The sequence below is a fragment of the Candidatus Venteria ishoeyi genome, from assembly GCF_030378065.1.
Classification (GTDB): Bacteria; Pseudomonadota; Gammaproteobacteria; order Beggiatoales; family Beggiatoaceae; genus Venteria; species Venteria ishoeyi.
The window spans coordinates 80,855-99,666 of record NZ_JAUCGJ010000013.1 but is presented as its reverse complement, the minus strand read 5'-3'; the positions used below and the strand labels follow the sequence as shown (position 1 = coordinate 99,666).

Genomic DNA, 18,812 nt, shown 5'->3' with positions numbered 1-18,812 from the left:
TCTAATTTAATATTTGGCATGATTCACTTGGTTGGTGAAGTGGATGATGCCTATATTTAAACGTTATATTGCTGTTTAATAAAGTTAATTATTTAATTTTTTTGAATTTACGTCACGGATTCAGGAATTAGATATACGTTGCTTTGGTTGTCAAACAATTCATTATACTTTAGATGGTAGTATTCCAACTCAGGACTCTCCAGCCTTTCAAACTTTAATTGATTTATCTCAGGATACATCCTTAAAATTTATTATTGTTGATGCGGAAGATAATGTGGGTACTGTTGAGTCGGCAGAATATATCATTGATCTTAAAAAGCCTGAGTTGAGTATTCAGTTTCCTACTGAAAACTCTATTATAGAAAATATCTATGAATTTAAGGGTACTGCCCTGGATCCAAAAACAAGTAGTGGTTCAGGTATTGAACGCCTTGAACTCACCGTTACCAACGGCGATTTTTATTTAACCAATGATCCCGAAAACCCTCTAAGTACAACCCCTGCCTTATTAAATATCATACACACAGGTGATAACTGGACGCATAAATTAGTCACAGATACTTTACCTTCAGGCCATTACACAATTGAAGCCCGTCTATATGACAAATTGGGTAATGAATCCCAGGAGATGGTTAACTTTATGATTGGCAAACCCATATTCACTACCCTGACTTTGGATACGGATAAAAGCAAAATCCTGCAAAAAGATACCATTAGTATAACGGGTAAATTAAGGTATTTTCCTGCAAGCCAGGATATCGATTTGTCGGGTCTGCCGATCCTTTTAAATATCACTGACCCTGATGGCATTCAACAGCCACCCCAGATCTTACACACTGATGCTTATGGCAATTATGCGCCTACAGATATTGACAGTTTTCATAAAGCAGGTAGTTATAGCCTGCAAACGGCATTTATGGGGCAGGATTTTTTTGTTGAAGCCCATACTAAAACCAGCCATGTATTTGTCGGACAATCCGCAGGTTATGCCATGCTGGTGCAGGGGCGTGTGAGCAATAATGAAGGCATGGAGGCCTACAATAAAAGTCTGAACAGAATTTATCGCACCTTACTGGATAGAGAGTTCACCGCGCAGGATATTATCTATTTTAATTACAACGCTGAACAGGAAGGTGTCGATGCAAGGCCTAGCAAAACCAATATACAAAATCATTTAGGCAAAATTCAAACCTATTTGAATGAGGTCGCCGCGCCTTTTTATTTGCTTATGCTGGATCATGGCAGCTATGAGCGTTTCATGTTGGGCGAAGAAGAAATTTCCCCGCAGGAATTGAATGCCTGGTTGACGGAACTGGAGGCAGGGTTAAACCCCGCAGCATTAGCGCAACCGCGTATTATTATTTTAGGCGCTTGTTTTTCCGGTAGCTTTATTTCTGAATTATCCAAGCCAGGGCGTATTATTATCAGCAGCGCCGCAGAAGATGAGTATTCTTACAAAGGACTGCATGAAGCGGATGGCATTCGTAGCGGTGAGTATTTTATTGATTCCCTGTTTCGATTTTTAGGTAAAGGTCTCAATATTAAAACCGCGTTTACACAGGCAACACAGGCAACAGAGCATTTTACGCATCATCGTTCACTATCGGCTAATGCGCAAAACCGCTTTAATGATTCAGCGGTTCAGCATCCTTTGTTGGATGATAATGGTGATGCAAAAGGCAGTAATACCTTTTATTTAAACCAGGATGAAGGCAAGTATGCTGAAACGGTGATTTTAGGCGCGGGCGCTGATTATGATGTGAGTTTTGACGGCAACCCTGCGGAAATCCAGGCAATTAATGACACCTTGTTCTTATCCAGTACGGATACGGAAGGCCCATTGTGGCTTACGGTCAATGATATGCGCAAAGTTGAAAAAGCTTTGATTGAGATACGCAAACCCGCCGACATAGCAAGTCTGACACAACGCCCTAATGCGACAGGACAAAGTATCCTGATGCTGGAAAAACGTTTTTTAAGCCCAAACCTGGATACCAATCGTTATGAAGTGACTTATAAGGAATTTATTGAGCCTGGCAGATATGACATTTTTTATTATGTGCAGGATGCGACCACTTACAAAAATGACCCAGTTACAGGACAGGTGATTTATGCTGGTGATATATCAACTGCATGGCAAGGCGTGGTTTATAAAAATAAAGTCAATAACAACCCGCCCAACCTCTTCAATCTGACTTCTCCCAAAGATAACGCAGAAATACCAAGCTTTGCTTTATTTGATTGGGAAAGCAGTGTCGACCCGGATGGCAACAAACTGACTTATACTTTGTTAATCAGTGATATGGAAGATTTCTCCAGCCCTGTATATCAGCAAACTTTATTGGATATTTCCGCTACTATTGTCACGGATGCTGCGCAACTGCAAGATGGTAAAAACTATTATTGGCAAGTATGGGCAGTAGATGCCTTTGGCGCAAAAATGGAGAGTCAAATACATCAATTTACAATAAATAACCCCAGCGTCCCTCCCGGCGGCTTATCTCCTTCAATTGAAGGCGACTTCAATTTAAATAGCTCGGTGACTTTAACCCCCGTGCACAACGTGCAGCAAACAACGCAAGATGGCAAACAATTATTTGTTGCACCTGCGGGAGAGTATCAGGCAAGCTTTACCAATGGCATAGGCGAAACACAAACAATACCCGTTACTTTACAATCCGACGTTGTAACTCAAGTCAATTTATGGGCGGGACAAGCAACAGCCAGCTTTAATTTTTCCGATTTGAGTCTGACGATCCCCTTGATTCGCATTGATATGCCACATCCGCATTGGTTTGCCGCAGATTTTGTTTATACAGGCACTGGCTTTGTGCTACGTAACGTGAACCCAGTCAAACCAAATAATATACTCAGTTATGTACCGCTGGATTTAGCTGATATCAACTTGGTTAGTATCGTGAAGATTCTTGACAGGCCTGGTTTACCGCTATATAGGCTCGGTTTAAGTCTACTTCCTGAATCTTCTTCGGATTTCCATTTTGAAATTACGATGCTGGAGCCAATAGCTTTGCAATGAATATTTTTAAAAAAATAATATGTATTGTCGGCTTGTATTATTTAAATATTTTATGTACAGCGATGGCTGACATTATATTGGATGGTTCCGTGGGCCAGCAACTAAACTTGGAGGGGCCTGATTATCATATTCCCGCGCAAGCAGGTATACACAAAGGTGAGAACTTGTTTCATAGTTTTGCAGATTTTTCTTTGCAAAGGGAAGAGCGTGCAGTATTTCAGGATTCACCTAATATAGTCAATATAATCAGTCGTGTAACGGGTGGAAAAACTTCCTGGGTTCATGGGCAAATTCAAGCGCCAGCACATTTGTATTTATTCAATCCTGCTGGAATATTTTTTGGTGATGGTGCAAGTCTGGATATTGATGGTTCTTTTTATGTCAGTACAGCAGATTATCTGAATCTAGGTCAAAACCAAGGTGTTGTTTTTAGTGATTTAGAAAAAGCCAGTATTTTTACTCAAGCAATACCGAGTGCTTTTGGATTTATTTCTGAATCTATTGCACCATTGCAGATAGAACAAGCTGATTTGCAGTTAAATATTGGCGAGCATTTATTGCTCGCAGCAGGTGGCTTGGATATGCAAAATAGTCATTTAATTGCCAAATCGGGAATAATCAGCTTGTTAAGTGTCGCTGGGAGGGGGGAATTAGCACTAAGTAAAACAGACAATAGTTCCGTACAAAGCTGGGGGAAAATTTATGTCAGTGACAATAGTTCCACAGATATTGCAAATACGCGTTTTACAGCAAATTTACATATCAGTAACCCTGAGCAAACAGTACACAGCGCGGGACGATTGGAAATCAGGGCGGGGGAGGTATTGTTGGACAATGCTTATGTCTTTGCCGATACCTTGGGTGAAGCAAATGGACAGGGTATTTATCTACAAGCTGATCGCTTGCTGATGCAAAATGAGGCAAGATTGACAGCAGATGTTGCTTTTAAGCCTGAGATACAGGGCAGGGCTTCAGTAGCACAAGGAGGAGAAATTCAGATAAAAACGCATACGCTTGAAGTAAATGGCGGCAGCCAGATCAGTGCCGCTGCTTATATAGGGTCGGGAGGCAATATAAATATTCAAGCGGAAAACTTAATTATAAAAGGAAGATCATCTATTCATAGCGGTATTTTCAGTAATGCAATAAATAGTGGCTTAGGTGGTGATATTAGTATTCAAACACAAAGCCTGAACCTATTGGGAGGTGGACAAATTCGCGTAGAAACCCAGGGGAGCGGTCAAGCTGGTTCTATTTTAATTGAGTCAGACAATTTAAATATTAATGGTACTAAAACTGTATTAGTCGCAGCAACTTTAGGTAATGGGGATGCTGGAAAAATAGATATCCACACAAATAATCTGAATCTCAGTAATGAAGGACAAATTATTACAGGCTCAGGAAATAACCAGTATTTAAATGGTTCAGGTAAAGGCGGAAGTCTGTATATTAAAACCAATAAAAAATTACAGATCAGTGGAGCAGATACTGGATTATTCAATAATACTTTCACTTCAGGTGCTGGTGGTATTACCCAAATATCTGCAAAAGAAATATTGCTAGAACATGGAGCTTCAATAGAAACAGGTTCCCGTAACAGCGGTCATGCAGGTGACATTCTCCTGGCAACCGAAAACCTGGAAATGTATGAGGGTGGTTTTATTAGTAGCGCCTCTCTGGATCCTGCAACGGGAGATGCAGGCTCTATCAATATTATTACTGGAGATAGTATCTATCTGAAAAATAGTCGTTTACACACCTCCGCAACTCAGGCTGATGGTGGCGATATTCATTTGTCTTCACCGTCTTATCTTTATTTAGAAAATAGTGAAATATCTACCAGTGTGAGTACTGAATATGGTGATGGTGGCAATATTAACTTATCTCCAAAGTTCATTGTGATAGACAACAGCGATATTATTGCTCAAGCTTATGAAGGACAAGGTGGCAATATTGATATTACAACTACTGGTATGTTCCATTTTTCTCCAGAAATTAGCAATAATATTGATGCCTCATCTGCATTAGGTATTAATGGAGTAGTAGATATTTCAGCACCAGAGGTGGATTTAAGCAGTATGCTACAATTTTTAACACCAGACTTTCTTTCTAATGAACTTATGCAAACCTGTACTAGTCACACATTGGAAGATAGCAGCCGTCTTATTGTCACCCATCATAAAATCCAATTATTGCCCAATGAACTAAAAAATATCAGTACTGAATAGTCAAGCAATAGTTTTAGTAAATTAATATATCAGGGGTAACTTTATGAGAATTATATTGAACACTCTAACAGCGATTAGCTTATTTACACTTTCTTTTTCTGCTTTAGCTAATAAGCAGTATGAAGTTACTCAAAGCAATTCTTTGTTGTATCAAATTGGTGCTATTTTAGGACTAAATACACAAATTCGCTTGAAAGATAGAGAGCATATAAAGGTTGTATCTACGACGGATAAATCTTGTATAAAAACACTGCAAGGCCCACATTCCGACCAAAATATTGCCGTACACGGTACAACTTTTTTAAAGTCCATTCAATGTTTTGCCACGCAACGGGGACAGGATGAACGACATTTTTGTTTTGACAAGCCGCTAAAAGAATTGCTGTTATACCGACATCAAGCTGATAATACGGAAGAAGTCACGGTATTAGATACAAATTGGCGAGAAAGGTGGGCAATTAAAAAAAATGAACTCAGTTGGCCTTTAGCTAAATTGCCGGTTGATACAGCGCAATCCTATAGAAGCTATACCTTCAAAAAAGCAGGTGAGCGGATAAAACTGCATTTTCATTATTTATCTGAAACTTTGTCCGCTTCTGAAAAAGCAATGGTATTACATGAGTGCAAGTATCAGAAAGATGGTATATTTTATATTGATTAAATCACTTAAAGCTTAAAATGTTCTTCCATATTTCAGGAATGCTCGCCAAGGCTTTTCCAGAACGCCTTTGTTTCGGGAAAGCCGCTACCCGACTATTTCCGAAGCAGGCAAAATAAAAACTGATACTGAATATGATTAAAGCTTTTAATACCACTGGCCCCTGTTATCCAGACCGGCATTATATGCTGCCTGCCCAGGAGCGTTGCCGGGGTTTGCCGAACTTGATTGAGCGGGGGATTATTTTGTTATCCACGCGGCTAGTACAGCGAACACTAAGTTCACATAATAACTTTGAGCGTAGGACTGGCAGTCCTTTAAGGACTGCCAGTCCTGAAGTTATTATTTGTTTTTACCAGTTACTGTACTAGGAGGCTGTCCGAGAACAGAGGCCGTAGCGAGGGAAGGCTGGTTTGAGGCAGATTTTTTCATTATTTGAGGCGAATATTGGGTATATTTAACGAAAATAAGGGAGAAATATGACCAAATCCAGCTTTTCCGCAGTAGGTCTTGTGTTCTTGGACAGGCTCCTAGACTTGTGCCTGCATTATCAAGGCATGGATTACCCGCTGGAATTGAAAATTCGTTATGGAGAGGAAACTTACAGCGAAGGCCGGAAACAATTGGCTGGGTATATGGATAAACTGGCCTGCAACGAGGGCTGGCTGGTGGTGTTTGACCGGCGTAAAAGCATGACCTGGGAAGATAAGTTGTTCTGGCAAAGTTATGAAAGCAATGGAAAGCAGATTCATGTTGTGGGCTGTTAAAATATATCGACTGGTTACAAGTTACCGCTGGTATTACTTGTTTGTTGTGCTGCTGTTGACGGAAAATCTCGCGGCTCAAACCTGTAGTTGGGAAAAACAATGGGACGTTTTAATTACGGATCGGGATAAAATTGTACTTTTAGAACAAGTTGCTGCCTCATCACCTGAATTTGAACCTTGCACAATACGGGCTTTTATTGAGTTAAGCACGCTTTATCGCATCAATAACCCTCAAATCGAGGCGATAAACTATGCGCAACGCGCATTAAAAGCAGCCGCCAAACTACCGGATAAGCATAAGTTGATGGCGCAAGCATGGGTTGTTCATGGCAATGCCCAGTTGCATAATAAAGTTTACCAGGAGGCGCTGCCTTCTTATCAGCAGGCGCTGAACCTGCTGCCTGAAGCTTCTGATAACCATGCCAAGGTTCTGCTTAATATCGCTCAGGTTTGGGTAGACCTGATTTTAAGGGGTTATGAATCAGATAAATCAGCACTTTGTCCGGCTTGTGATGATAAGGCTTTATATCATAACACTATCCAGGCACTGCAAAATGCGCTTGAAAAAACGCTGGCCCTGCAACAATCTGAAACTCAGGCTGATGCTTTGTTACATCTGGCGCATATCGCTTATAAACTACAGCAAAGTAAAGCCGCTTTGGGGCCGGTTAAACAAGCACGAGAAGCTTTGCTGTATGCGCAAGCCTTTAATGCTGAAAAATTCCCTCGCCAAATCAGTCACGCCAAAGCCCAATCAGGGCAAATCTATTATGATGCCGGACATTATAAGGAAGCCGTACAATTATTTAATCAGGCTATTTTTCATGCCCAGCAGGCTTCGGCGCTGGATTTGCTGTTTCGTTGGCAGGCACGTTTAGGGCAGGCGCATCACGCTTTGGGGAATTTAGCGGCGGCTATCAAGGCTTATCAACAGGCAGTCGATTATCTTGCACAAATTCGCTCGCAATTGCTGCAATTTAATTATTATGAGGAAGCCAACAAACCGCTGCGGGAAAGGGTGCAGGCAAAAACCTATCTGGATTTTATTGGCTTATTGCTGGAAGCCACGCAACTTGAAAAAGACAATGAAACCCGGCAGGTTTATTTACACAGAATCTTAAAAATTCAGGAAAGCTTTAAAACGATTGAGTTGCAGGAATATTATCAGGATGATTGCATTAGCCATCCTCAGCCCCTTAAAAATGAGCGTAATACCTGTCTGGATGAAAACACGGATGTTTTGTCTGGAAAAATTGCTGATGATGAAGCAGTTTTATACCCCATCGCGTTACCAAATAAACTGGCAGTTTTATTATATCGTCAGGGACAAATTCATACAGGTGCTATGCTTGCGCTTGATGATGTCAACCAGGCGGTTGCAAAGGCCAATAATGCAATTTGGGAATTTCCCGAAACATCAAAAGATAATCTATTAAAAATCAAAGATAATCTGGCTAAAACTCAAACGGCAACGCATCAATTATATCAATGGCTGATTAAGCCTTTTGCAAAACAACTTGAGGGTGTGCAGACTTTAATTGTAATACCCGATGGTGAGTTACGCACCATTCCATTTTCCATGTTATACGCAGCAGATGCCAAGCAGTATTTGCTGGAACAATATGCCATTGCCGTTACGCCAAGTTTGAGTTTGACGCAGATTGGTAAACGCAAACCACTGGAGCGTTTTTTTCTGAATGGGCTTTCTGTCGCCGTGGATAAATTTGGAGGCTTAGCCACTGTCCCCCGGGAAATTGATAACCTGGAAGCCTTGTCAGCTTATAAACATACTTTAAGAGATCAGACTTTTACGGTTAAAAATTTTCAGGAAGCTGCGCGTGATTATCGCGCTTCTATCGCACATATTGCCACGCACGGTGTTTTTAAGGGTGATATTAGCCAGAGTTATTTACAAGCTTATGATGGTCGCTTGCAAATCAAAGCACTTGAGAACTTATCCCGACACAATGTTATGCGTGGCGAGCCTGTGGAGTTATTAACTTTAAGCGCCTGCGAAAGTGCTAAAGGTGATGAACGTGCCGCGCTGGGGCTTTCCGGGGTTGCCGTCAAAGCGGGGGCGCGCACCGCGCTGGCCAGTTTGTGGAAAGTGAATGATGCTTCCACTTGTTATCTCATGAGCCGTTTTTATCAGTTACTGCAAAAACCAATGCCAGCCGCGCAAGCCTTGCGCTCTGCGCAGTTAGAATTATTGCGTAACAAGCTTAAAACGTCGGCTTGCTTTGAGCGTCCACTCAATTATCAGCATCCTTATTACTGGGCAGCCTTTATTTTGATTGGAAATTGGATGTAAGAAATTATTGCTAAGCTACATTTCCTTCTCAATTGGCTAATAATCCTTTCCAGCATTCGATACTCGCTTTTGTGCAAAGGGTGTATAATCCAATATCTTGAATGGGTGCAAAAATCCTACATCAATCCTACCGGTTCCATGCGTGTGCTTTTTAGTATGCGCAAACATCGTTAATCCTGAATTATTCCACAATAAAGTATTTATTTTATGCTGCTTAAACTTGATGCGATACAAATCGCTTTTGGTCATGTGCATTTACTTGACCAGGTTTCTCTGACCATTGAGCGTGGTGAGCGCCTATGTCTGCTAGGACGTAATGGCGAAGGTAAGTCCACCTTATTAAAAATTATCAGCAGCGAGCTAAAGCCCGATGATGGACGCATGGAATTGGTCAGCGGCGCGCGGGTGGCGCGACTGGCGCAGGAGCCGCATTTCTCCGGCAACGACACGATTTATCACAGCGTGGCGGCGGGATTGGGGGAAATCGGTGATTTACTCAATCGTTATCATGAACGCTTACAGGATTTGAGTGATGACAATGCCTTAAATGAATTGTCCCGGATTCAACATCAACTGGAAGCTAAAGATGGTTGGTCGTTGCAACAGAAGGTGGAAACCGTATTATCGCGTCTGGATTTGCCGGAAGATAAGGCCGTCAGCGACTTATCCGGCGGCTGGCGGCGGCGCGTGGCGTTGGCGCAGGCGATGGTGCAAGAACCCGATGTGTTATTGCTGGATGAGCCGACCAACCATTTAGACCTGGAAGCGATTGAATGGCTGGAAACCGTATTGCTGGATTATAACGGCGCTTTGTTGTTTGTCAGTCATGACCGGGCTTTTGTAAAAAAACTGGCAACCCGGATTATTGAACTGGATCGCGGACAATTACGCAGTTACCCCGGCGATTACCGGCGCTTTCTGGAAACCCGTGCTGCTGAACTGGAAGCCGAAGCCACGCAAGCGGGTAAGTTTGATAAAAAACTGGCACAGGAAGAAGTGTGGATTCGCCAGGGTATTAAAGCCCGTCGCACCCGCAATGAAGGCCGGGTGCGCAATCTGGAAAAATTACGCGCCGAGCGCATGGCGCGACGTGACGTGAAAGGCAAGGTCAGCGCTGATTTGGACAGTGGCGAGTCTTCCGGCAAGCGGGTCATCGAAGCCAAAAATATCGCTTACGTCTGGAAAAATGAAAATGGCGAAGATAAAACCATTGTTAAGGATTTTTCAGTTTCCATCTTGCGCGGCGACCGCATTGGTTTGTTAGGCCCGAATGGCGCGGGAAAAAGTACATTGCTGAAACTGCTGCTAGGGCAACTGGAACCGCAGCAAGGCGAAGTTAAACACGGCACCAAGCTACAAATTGCCTATTTTGACCAGTTACGCGAACAGCTTGACCCTGAGCAAAGCGTGGCGGACACGGTCGCTGAGGGTCAGGATTTTGTTGAAATCCTCGGACAGCGCAAACATGTGATTGGTTATCTGGGTGATTTCCTGTTCCCCCCTGCGCGGGTGCGCTCGCCGGTCAAATCACTGTCCGGTGGTGAGCGTAATCGCCTGTTGCTGGCGCGTTTATTTACCCGCCCCGCCAATTTGCTGGTGATGGATGAACCCACCAATGATCTGGACGTGGAAACGCTGGAATTGCTGGAAGAATTATTAAGCAATTATGATGGCACTTTATTACTGGTTAGCCATGACCGGGAATTTCTGGATAAGGTGGTGACATCCACTTTGGTGTTTGAAGATAACACGCAGGTTAATGAATACGTGGGGGGGTATCTGGATTGGCTACGGGTGAAAAATACCCGCAGCAAGCCACCGGCTGAAGCCCAGAAAGTGGTGAAAAAATCAACAAAAACCAGTCCGGCAACAGAAAAAAACAAACCTGGAAAAAAACACAGTTATAAAGAACAGCGCGAATTAGAGCAATTACCGCTGCAAATTGAGCAACTGGAAACCGAGCAAAGTACTTTACAGGAACAGGTTGCAGATCCCGCGTTTTATAAACAAAGCCAGGAACAAAACCAACCGGTACTGAAACGCCTGGAAGAAATTGAACAAGCACTGGAAGGCTGTTATGAACGCTGGGAATTGCTGGAAGATTCATGATTTAACCTGAGTTCAATTTAGGCTTCATTCATCGCTTATGGCGATGAAAGCCGCCAAAATCTCACGCTAAGTTTTTGATGGCGTGTATTGGACTTCTTTAACAAAGAAACAGGAACGGATAATGGCATTTTTAGGTTTGGAGTGGGTCACGCTGCCGTTTGCCACTGACAGCATCAAAAAACTGCTGCAACAATGGCGGGAAATCCGGGTGCGGCGCAAACTGGAAATCGATGCGCTGGCAGTGGCGCGAATATGGAAAAGGCAAAACTGGCGGGGGTGACGCTGGACAAAGCGGATTTACGTTACAGTAATTTATGTCATTCGCAGTTTCAGCAGGCCGTTTTAACGGATACGCGACTGGATTTTGCGTTCACATTTGCCCAATATGATGCATTTTGTCTGGCAACACGGCGTAAATGCCCCGATGATCAAGGTTGGGGGCGAGAGCAACGCCCGGTCATCAATGTGAGACATGAAGACGCCAAGGCGTATTGCGCCTGGTTGACGGCGCAAACCGGACAAAGCTATACCCTGCCCAGTGAAGCGCAATGGGGATACGCCTGCCGCGCGGGTAGCAACATGGCCTATTGTTTCGGTGATGATGAACAACAATTAAAAGATTATGCCTGGTATGCTGATAATGCAGACGGACAGACCCATCCGGTGGGGGAAAAACAACCTAATGCCTGGGGTTTGTATGATATGCACGGTAATGTCTGGGAATGGTGCATGGATCGTTACGTCGGGTTCAGGTTAATATACGCAACTTTCCTTGCCGTTTCTTCCGGTAACGCGACAGGAAGAAAAAATGACTCTGGGTACAAATAATCTTCTCCAGATTCATCAATAACCCTTAACTGATGATGTTTTTCAGCCTGTTTATCCGGTATTAATTGATATAATTTACGTTGCTCCAGAGAGACTTCGTAACCTGAATTGGCTATACATACAACAAACTGTGGAATGACCATAAAAGTTTTACTCCAAATATCGTTTTATCTTAAATTCACGTTTACCTATCCCGCGGGCTTCGTACCAATGAATTTCGGCATTTAACACTGTCCCGTCCAATAATTTCAAAGTTCATATTGATATTTTAGACGTTCTGTTTTCTAATTGCATGACTTATGGCTGACTGGTTTCTCCCATTCCCAACGTCAATACGAAATCAGTCGTTTTATCGATAACAATAAAGAAGGCCTGCTTGAATTCAGGCAGGTATTAATGTCATCTTAGGATTACCCTTGCTGAAAACAATTAAATTTTATTATTCCACTATGCGTGTAAGCCGTCAGTCCCCCGGAGGGATAACACCCCTTGAAGGGGTGTTATCCCTGCAAACACCGATGAAACGACAAAAACCAGCGCGCCAGCGGGGCGCGGTGTTGATTATCGTGTTGTGGTTTATCACCCTGATCAGCCTGCTGGTGGCAACGCTCGCCAGTGAAGTGCGTTTATCCGCCAAAGCCGCCTGGTTTTATCAGCAAAATACCCAACGCTGGGCGCTCACGCTGCAAGCTGTGCATCTGGCGCAAATGGAACTGATGATTCAACGTATGCCAGTGCTGAAAAAAAAATCATCTGATCAGGAAAAAGTTAAAGATCGTTATCCTTTGCTGCGTTTCAACGGCGATCCATTGGAACTGGCTCATACGCTGCCTGCCGGCGTGACAGTGCGGATTTATGATCACGCGGGACGCTTGAATTTGCGCCGCCTGAGCAAACAGCGTCTGCGTGATTTATTACGCCTGCGTATTGGTGAGGATGATTTGGAACGTTTGGATGGTTTGGTGCAGGCTTGGCAAGATTGGACCGATCAGGATGATTTAAAACAGCTCAATGGTGCGGAAAAAGATTATTACAAAAAACTTAAACCGCCTTATCTGCCGCGTAACGGACAACTGGAAAGTGTTGCCGAGCTGCGTTTTATTAAAGGTTTTGATGAGGTGTTCAGTGCGGAAGAGCTGGAAACCCGGTTTACGATTTACGGACAGGCCAATGGCTTAAACCCTAATTATGCCAGTGCTGATGCCTTGCGTTTATTACCCGGCATGACCGATGAGGTGATTGCTGCAATCATGAAATTACGCGAGGAGGAGGAAATTCGCTCAATTAATGATTTTAATGATCTGGTGGATGGCAACATTTTGCTGAAAATCAAACCCTGGTTGCAATATAACCGCAATGGCACCGGGGTTTATAGCATAGCCGTCCAGGTGGATATGGAGGCTTGGCAGGCTGCGCAAACAGAAGATGATAAAAAGCAGACAAAAAAATCAAACAAAACAAATACTAAAACAAACACTGATAAGCCTGATAAAAAAGCAAAAAAACCCGCCTTAAAAGCAGAAAGCAGTCGCGCTTTTATGATGACGGTACAAAACCGGGGATATGCCAGGCCGCCTAAAATCCTGCGGGTTGATCCTTATGGGTTATTACCGGGCAGTGTTGCTAAAACCCCACCGAAAACCAAGGATAAACGCTCATGAAAGAGGTCGATTATAGTGTTGAGCCGGTGTTTCAGTTCCCTGAACGTGAGCAATTTTTAATATGAAAAAAACAACCTGTATCCAGCAAGGACAGCAACTATTCGTCAAACCCGCCATGCAGCAGCGGGTGCTTTTATTTTTATTCAGCTTAAGCATGATTTGGCTGACGCTGGGCGGTTTGTCCCGCATTGATGAAATGCACGGGATTATCGCCGCAATGCTTTGGCCTTTGCTGGGTTTAATACTGCTCATTGGCTTGGCGGGTTTGGTGCAGAGTTTTGCCTGCCATCTGGATATTTATGTGCTGACGGATAAAATCAAACGCCAGGGAGAATGGCGGCGCTATACCGGTAATTATTTATGGCGTAAAAAACAAGTGGGGCGGCAAACCCTGGAAGGCGTAGAGAAAGTGCTACAGAGCGAAAGTGAAATAAAAGGCAGTCATACCTTATTGTGTGGTGAAAATATTTCAATTAATCTGGATGATTATTCTCTGGAGAGTGTCCATTGCCTTGCCCGTTTTCTGGATATTCCGATTGAACAGATTGAGGAAGAAACACCGCAGGAAACGTCAATCATACCCTGATTATCATGCGCTAAATTTGCCGGGAGCGCCGTCTTCCAGACGGCAAACCGCGCGCCGAGCCAAATTATAGAAAAAATATTAAACAGTGACTAAGGAGTGAGGATGAAATAAATACAGAAACTGGGCGCAGGATTTTTATTCATTTTCAAGGCGTGAAAACAGGCGCATAGCAAGCTATGTAACTGTTTTCACAACGTAGAAAATGGAGAAAAAGACCAGCCAAGTTGCTGAAGTTATAAAATTCTCACTCCTAAGCAGCGTTCAGCTTCCAGTTAAATCGAACCAATAACACGGGCAACAGCGTCAGGTTTGCCACCAGCGCGACAATCATGGCAATACCTGTGAGCAGGCCAAAATAAATACTGGGAATAAAATTCGACAGCGCAAGAATGGAAAAACCCAGGGTAATCGTCACCGAGGTATAATACAAAGCCCGTCCCACGCTGGCATGACAACGTTGTGCGGCAGCATTGCCATTTCCGTCCTTGGCAAATTCCTCGCGGAAGCGGTGGATATAATGAATACTGTTATCCACACCAATACCGATGGTAATCGCGGCAATGGTAATGGTCATGATATCCAGCGGAATGCCCAGCCAGCCCATCAGTCCCAGAATACTGGTTGCTGCCACCATCGTTGGCACTACGCCAATCAAGGCAAATTTCAGTGACTGGAACAGCAATAACAGCATCAGCATAATGGCTAAAAATACCACGCTGAGGGTTAAAATCTGGGAGCGAAACAGGCTTTGCAGCACGTTATTGTAAAGTACCAGCATCCCGGATAAATGTACTTGTTCCGGTTCCAGCTTAAACTTGGCAATGAGTTCAGCGCGGATTTTTTTAATGAGCGCGTCACGCTGTAAATTCTTATCAGAATCAATCACCCGCACCGCAAAACGAATTTGATTACCTTCTTCGCTCAGATAGGGATCAAACAGCGTTGTTTTGACATCGGCAGGCAGGTTTTTATGCATGACTGCCAGCGATAAATTATCCAGGGGTTCATCTTTGTTCAGTTGGGTCATCATCGCCATAGTGGTCGCCAGAGATAAAACCTTGCCAGTTTCCGGCAAGGCTTCCAGATAGGCGTGTACCTGTTCGACCTGGCGCAACTGAAAAATGTTATACCAGTAGCTGCTGCCACTGAGGCCGGCATCTTCCTGTTCCAGGTCTTCCATCAGTAAATCATCAAAAAAATCTTCTGAATCCGTGCCTGCTGTTTCTGTGCCTGCTGTTTCTGTGGTTGCTTCTTCCTCTGCTTCAAAAAATACCTTGGGGGGTTCTAATACCACATCCAGCGGGGTGGTGCCGCCCAGTTCACGATCAATAAGTAACATGCCCTGATGAATTTCAGTGCTGTCTTTAAAGTAATCAATAAAACGATTTTCCACCGTCAGGCGTGAGATGCCAACAACGCCCAAGACGACCAATAACACATAAACCAGCAGTGTGCCTTTAGGAAAACCGGTGACAATGCGCGCAAAAAAGCGCGTGATCACTGCTGTGGCATCATGTTTACGAAAAATCGGTGTTCCCGGTTGCAAACCGATGAGCAAGGCAGGAAATAATAAAAATACCAGCACAAAAGCCAGACTCACCCCAACCACCATCATCCAGCCAAAATCCATCACCGGACGGATGCCGCTAACGATGAGCGAGGCAAAGGCAACAATAGTCGTCAGCGAAGTATATATCGATGGCGCAATTTTACTGCGCACCGTCTCGCGTAACATATCACCTTGTTTGCCCTCTGGCGCGTTAACGTGTAGCTCCTGATGCCGCACGATCAGATGCACCACCAGCGATAGGGTCAGAATCAGCATCAAGGAAATGAAATTCGAGGACACCACCGTGACGGGCCAATCCATCAAACCCAGAAAACCCACCATCATCACCGCTGTGCTGACACAGATTAACATCGGCACCAGCACCCAGCGCAGTTGCTTGAATGCGGTTGCCAGCAGGACAATCAGGAATAAGCCCACGCCCAGTCCGAATACACGAATATCACTGCGGATAAAATCAACCATATCGGCGCTGATCATCGGCACGCCACCCAGATGAATGGTGGCTTGTTGCCGATGCTGTTGCAAAATATCCCTGACCGTGGCAATGTCGTTTTTTTGCTGGGCCTGCAAAACCTCGTTTTGGTTTTTAATCTTGCCGCTCAACAGGCTGAGTTCATTAATTTCTTCAGCACTGAGCGGATTGTGCAGGCGCTTTTCCCATAGCGCGTCACGCCGCGTCAGTAGTGTCTGATAATCGCTATTGTGGCGTAAATTAACCAGCATGGCGGTGGTATGCCCGTCTGGACTGACCAGCAGATTACGATACAAGGGACTGTCACGGAACTCGCGCCGCGCCAGTTCTGTGTCCATATCCGGCGTTTCCAGGGTACGGATTTCCTGTTGCAGCTCCGACAAGGTCATGCGCGGACTGTCTATCAGTGGCACGTCCAGCAGACTGGTGACAGAGGCCACCCGTTCCAGTTTTTGTAGTTTTCCACGCAGGTTTGTAATATCTGCCAGGGTTTCCTTGGCGAACAAATCCCCTTGCGGGCGATATGTCACCACCAGAAAATCATCAGAGCCGTAACGCGCGCGGATGGCGCGGTAATAACGCAGGTCTTGATCGCTTTCCAGTACCAGCGCGTCAGCGGAAGCGTCCAGCTTGAAATCCTGGGCGAAATACACGGCAAACAACAGTAATAAAATGACTGTTGCCCATGACCATGCGGGTGTTAGCAAGGTGAAACGGAAATACAGGGCGGTTAGAAGTTTTTGCATGATTAAGCTGCTACTATAGATTTTATGGATTTAATGAAATGCTAAAAATACATGTTTTGCTTCAGGAATGGCATGTAGCGGATTTCCCGAAACAGGTCAGATATTGATTTTTTTCATGTCATACGCTGAATCAGACACTGTTCAACCCGCGCATCAAAACAAGCCATAATAACCTGTTCCACGCTGGTTTCTTGCTGCAACGCGCGTGATATTTCCCGTAATGCAATCTCACAGGCTTGTTCTATCGGATAACCATAAACCCCGCAACTGATAGCTGGAAAAGCAATGCTGTGAATCTGATTTTCATTTGCCAGACGCATACAATGCTGGTAGCAGGATGCCAGTAACTCAGCTTCCTGATGTCCACCACCTTGCCAGATTGGGCCTACCGTATGAATCACATAGCTTGCAGGCAAACGGTAGCCGGGGGTAATTTTGGCAAAGCCGGTGTTACAGCCATTTAAGGTGCGACAGGTTTCCAGCAGTTGCGCTCCGGCAGTGCGGTGTATCGCGCCATCCACTCCGCCGCCGCCCAATAGCGAGTGATTGGCGGCATTGACAATGGCATCTACGGATAAACGGGTAATATCCGTGTTTAAAATCTCAATATTTTGTTTCATTCAACGATACAACAACCCCATCGCCTGACGCACTTCTTCCAGGGTTTCCCTGGCTTCATTACGCGCGCTCTCACAACCTTCTGCAATGATGGCGTGTACGGTTTCGCGATCTTCCTGATAGGCCTTGATGCGCTCCTGCAAGGGATTGAGTTCATTTAATACCGCATCTATCACTGGCTGCTTACAGTCAATACAACCAATACCCGCGCTGCGACAGCCTTCCTGCACCCAGCTTTTGATTTCATCATTGGAATACACTTCGTGCATTTGCCAGACCGGGCATTTTTCCGGCTCACCGGGGTCGGTGCGGCGCACCCGTGCGGGATCGGTGGGCATGGTGCGCAATGCAACTTCCACTTCTTCCGGTGGTGAGCGCAGGGCGATAGTATTGTTATAAGACTTGGACATTTTCTGTCCATCCAGTCCCGGCATTTTAGCGGCACGGGTCAATAGTGAATTGGGTTCCGGTAAAATGACTTTACCCGATCCTTCCAGATTGCCAAACAAGCGTTCTTTATCACCGATAGTGATATTCTGTTGGCCTTCAAGCAAGGCGCGCGCGGTTTGCAGCGCTTCGCTGTCCCCTTGCTCTTGATAACGGCGACGTAGTTCTTTATACAGCTTGGCGTTTTTTTTGCCCATTTTTTTAATTGCGACTTTGACCCGTTCTTCAAAATCCGGTTCACGCCCATAAACGAAATTAAACCGCCTTGCCACTTCACGGGTTAATTCAACGTGCGCTACCTGATCTTCTCCCACCGGCACCAGTCCTGCGCGATAGGTGAGAATATCCGCGCTTTGCAGCAGCGGATAACCCAGAAAGCCATAAGTACCCAGGTCTTTGGAGCTGAGTTTATTTTGCTGATCCTTATAAGAAGGCACGCGCTCCAGCCAGCTTAAGGGGGTAATCATGGACAATAACAGATGTAATTCCGCATGTTCCGGCACCCGTGACTGGATAAATAAAGTGGCTTCGCCAGGATTAACCCCAGCCGCCAACCAATCAATGACCATATCCCAGATGCTTTCATTAATGCCGCTGGTATCATCATAGTGGGTGGTCAGCGCGTGCCAGTCAGCGACAAAAAAGAAACATTTATATTCATGCTGTAATTGCACCCAGTTCTTTAAGACACCGTGCAAATGTCCCAGATGCAATTGCCCGGTGGGGCGCATACCAGATAAGACACGCTGTGGATTGGTCAGGTTCAAAGTTTTT

At 44.6% G+C, this 18,812-nt stretch carries 13 protein-coding genes; 10 read left to right on the top strand and 3 right to left on the bottom strand.

Annotated features, from left to right (window positions below):
* Positions 1-118: 118 nt before the first annotated feature.
* The 10 genes from QUF61_RS06305 to QUF61_RS06260 all read left to right on the top strand — a co-directional run bounded on the left by QUF61_RS06305 (position 119) and on the right by QUF61_RS06260 (position 14,185).
* A complete protein-coding gene (locus QUF61_RS06305) occupies positions 119-3,037 on the top strand; it encodes a chitobiase/beta-hexosaminidase C-terminal domain-containing protein (RefSeq protein ID WP_320416058.1) in 2,919 nt (972 codons plus the stop codon).
* Positions 3,034-5,265, top strand: coding sequence for a two-partner secretion domain-containing protein (locus QUF61_RS06300; protein ID WP_289681005.1), 2,232 nt, complete (start codon positions 3,034-3,036; stop codon positions 5,263-5,265). The genes QUF61_RS06305 and QUF61_RS06300 overlap by 4 nt, the downstream gene beginning before the upstream one ends.
* Positions 5,266-5,308: 43 nt before the next feature.
* Positions 5,309-5,926, top strand: a complete 618-nt coding sequence (locus tag QUF61_RS06295; RefSeq protein ID WP_103920702.1) for a hypothetical protein — start codon at positions 5,309-5,311, stop codon at positions 5,924-5,926.
* 515 nt (positions 5,927-6,441) lie between these two features.
* On the top strand, positions 6,442-6,690 hold the full coding sequence (locus QUF61_RS06290; protein WP_289681004.1) for a hypothetical protein: 249 nt from the start codon (positions 6,442-6,444) through the stop codon (positions 6,688-6,690).
* A complete protein-coding gene (locus QUF61_RS06285; protein ID WP_289681003.1) occupies positions 6,674-9,001 on the top strand; it encodes a CHAT domain-containing protein in 2,328 nt (775 codons plus the stop codon). The genes QUF61_RS06290 and QUF61_RS06285 overlap by 17 nt, the downstream gene beginning before the upstream one ends.
* Positions 9,002-9,208: 207 nt before the next feature.
* Positions 9,209-11,110: an ATP-binding cassette domain-containing protein gene (locus QUF61_RS06280; protein ID WP_289681001.1), complete on the top strand. Its 1,902-nt coding sequence runs from the start codon at positions 9,209-9,211 to the stop codon at positions 11,108-11,110.
* 121 nt (positions 11,111-11,231) lie between these two features.
* Complete coding sequence (locus QUF61_RS06275; protein ID WP_177428389.1) at positions 11,232-11,390, top strand: hypothetical protein; 159 nt, start codon at positions 11,232-11,234, stop codon at positions 11,388-11,390.
* Positions 11,363-11,938, top strand: coding sequence for a formylglycine-generating enzyme family protein (locus tag QUF61_RS06270; RefSeq protein WP_289681000.1), 576 nt, complete (start codon positions 11,363-11,365; stop codon positions 11,936-11,938). The genes QUF61_RS06275 and QUF61_RS06270 overlap by 28 nt, the downstream gene beginning before the upstream one ends.
* 518 nt (positions 11,939-12,456) lie before the next feature.
* Complete coding sequence (locus tag QUF61_RS06265; protein WP_289680999.1) at positions 12,457-13,599, top strand: type II secretion system minor pseudopilin; 1,143 nt, start codon at positions 12,457-12,459, stop codon at positions 13,597-13,599.
* A gap of 61 nt (positions 13,600-13,660) precedes the next feature.
* Positions 13,661-14,185: a hypothetical protein gene (locus QUF61_RS06260; protein WP_289680998.1), complete on the top strand. Its 525-nt coding sequence runs from the start codon at positions 13,661-13,663 to the stop codon at positions 14,183-14,185.
* 250 nt (positions 14,186-14,435) lie between these two features.
* Here the strand turns inward: QUF61_RS06260 and QUF61_RS06255 are convergent, their stop codons facing one another.
* The 3 genes from QUF61_RS06255 to QUF61_RS06245 all read right to left on the bottom strand — a co-directional run bounded on the left by QUF61_RS06255 (position 14,436) and on the right by QUF61_RS06245 (position 18,805).
* Entirely contained in the window at positions 14,436-16,973 is a 2,538-nt protein-coding gene (locus tag QUF61_RS06255; RefSeq protein ID WP_289680997.1) for an efflux RND transporter permease subunit, read from the bottom strand.
* Between the two features lie 113 nt (positions 16,974-17,086).
* Complete coding sequence (locus QUF61_RS06250) at positions 17,087-17,593, bottom strand: O-acetyl-ADP-ribose deacetylase (protein ID WP_103919620.1); 507 nt, start codon at positions 17,591-17,593, stop codon at positions 17,087-17,089.
* A complete protein-coding gene (locus tag QUF61_RS06245; RefSeq protein WP_289680995.1) occupies positions 17,594-18,805 on the bottom strand; it encodes a tryptophan--tRNA ligase in 1,212 nt (403 codons plus the stop codon). It abuts the gene before it with no gap.
* Between the last annotated feature and the right edge of the window lie 7 nt (positions 18,806-18,812).

What these genes read in the sequence shown, in the direction of transcription:
- QUF61_RS06300 (WP_289681005.1), top strand. Translation starts at nt 3,034, where the DNA reads ATGAATATTTTTAAAAAAATAATATGTATTGTCGGCTTGTATTATTTA.
- QUF61_RS06295 (WP_103920702.1), top strand. Translation starts at nt 5,309, where the DNA reads ATGAGAATTATATTGAACACTCTAACAGCGATTAGCTTATTTACACTT.
- QUF61_RS06285 (WP_289681003.1), top strand. Translation starts at nt 6,674, where the DNA reads ATGTTGTGGGCTGTTAAAATATATCGACTGGTTACAAGTTACCGCTGG.
- QUF61_RS06280 (WP_289681001.1), top strand. Translation starts at nt 9,209, where the DNA reads ATGCTGCTTAAACTTGATGCGATACAAATCGCTTTTGGTCATGTGCAT.
- QUF61_RS06275 (WP_177428389.1), top strand. Translation starts at nt 11,232, where the DNA reads ATGGCATTTTTAGGTTTGGAGTGGGTCACGCTGCCGTTTGCCACTGAC.
- QUF61_RS06270 (WP_289681000.1), top strand. Translation starts at nt 11,363, where the DNA reads ATGGAAAAGGCAAAACTGGCGGGGGTGACGCTGGACAAAGCGGATTTA.
- QUF61_RS06265 (WP_289680999.1), top strand. Translation starts at nt 12,457, where the DNA reads ATGAAACGACAAAAACCAGCGCGCCAGCGGGGCGCGGTGTTGATTATC.
- QUF61_RS06260 (WP_289680998.1), top strand. Translation starts at nt 13,661, where the DNA reads ATGAAAAAAACAACCTGTATCCAGCAAGGACAGCAACTATTCGTCAAA.
- QUF61_RS06255 (WP_289680997.1), bottom strand. Translation starts at nt 16,973, where the DNA reads ATGCAAAAACTTCTAACCGCCCTGTATTTCCGTTTCACCTTGCTAACA.
- QUF61_RS06250 (WP_103919620.1), bottom strand. Translation starts at nt 17,593, where the DNA reads ATGAAACAAAATATTGAGATTTTAAACACGGATATTACCCGTTTATCC.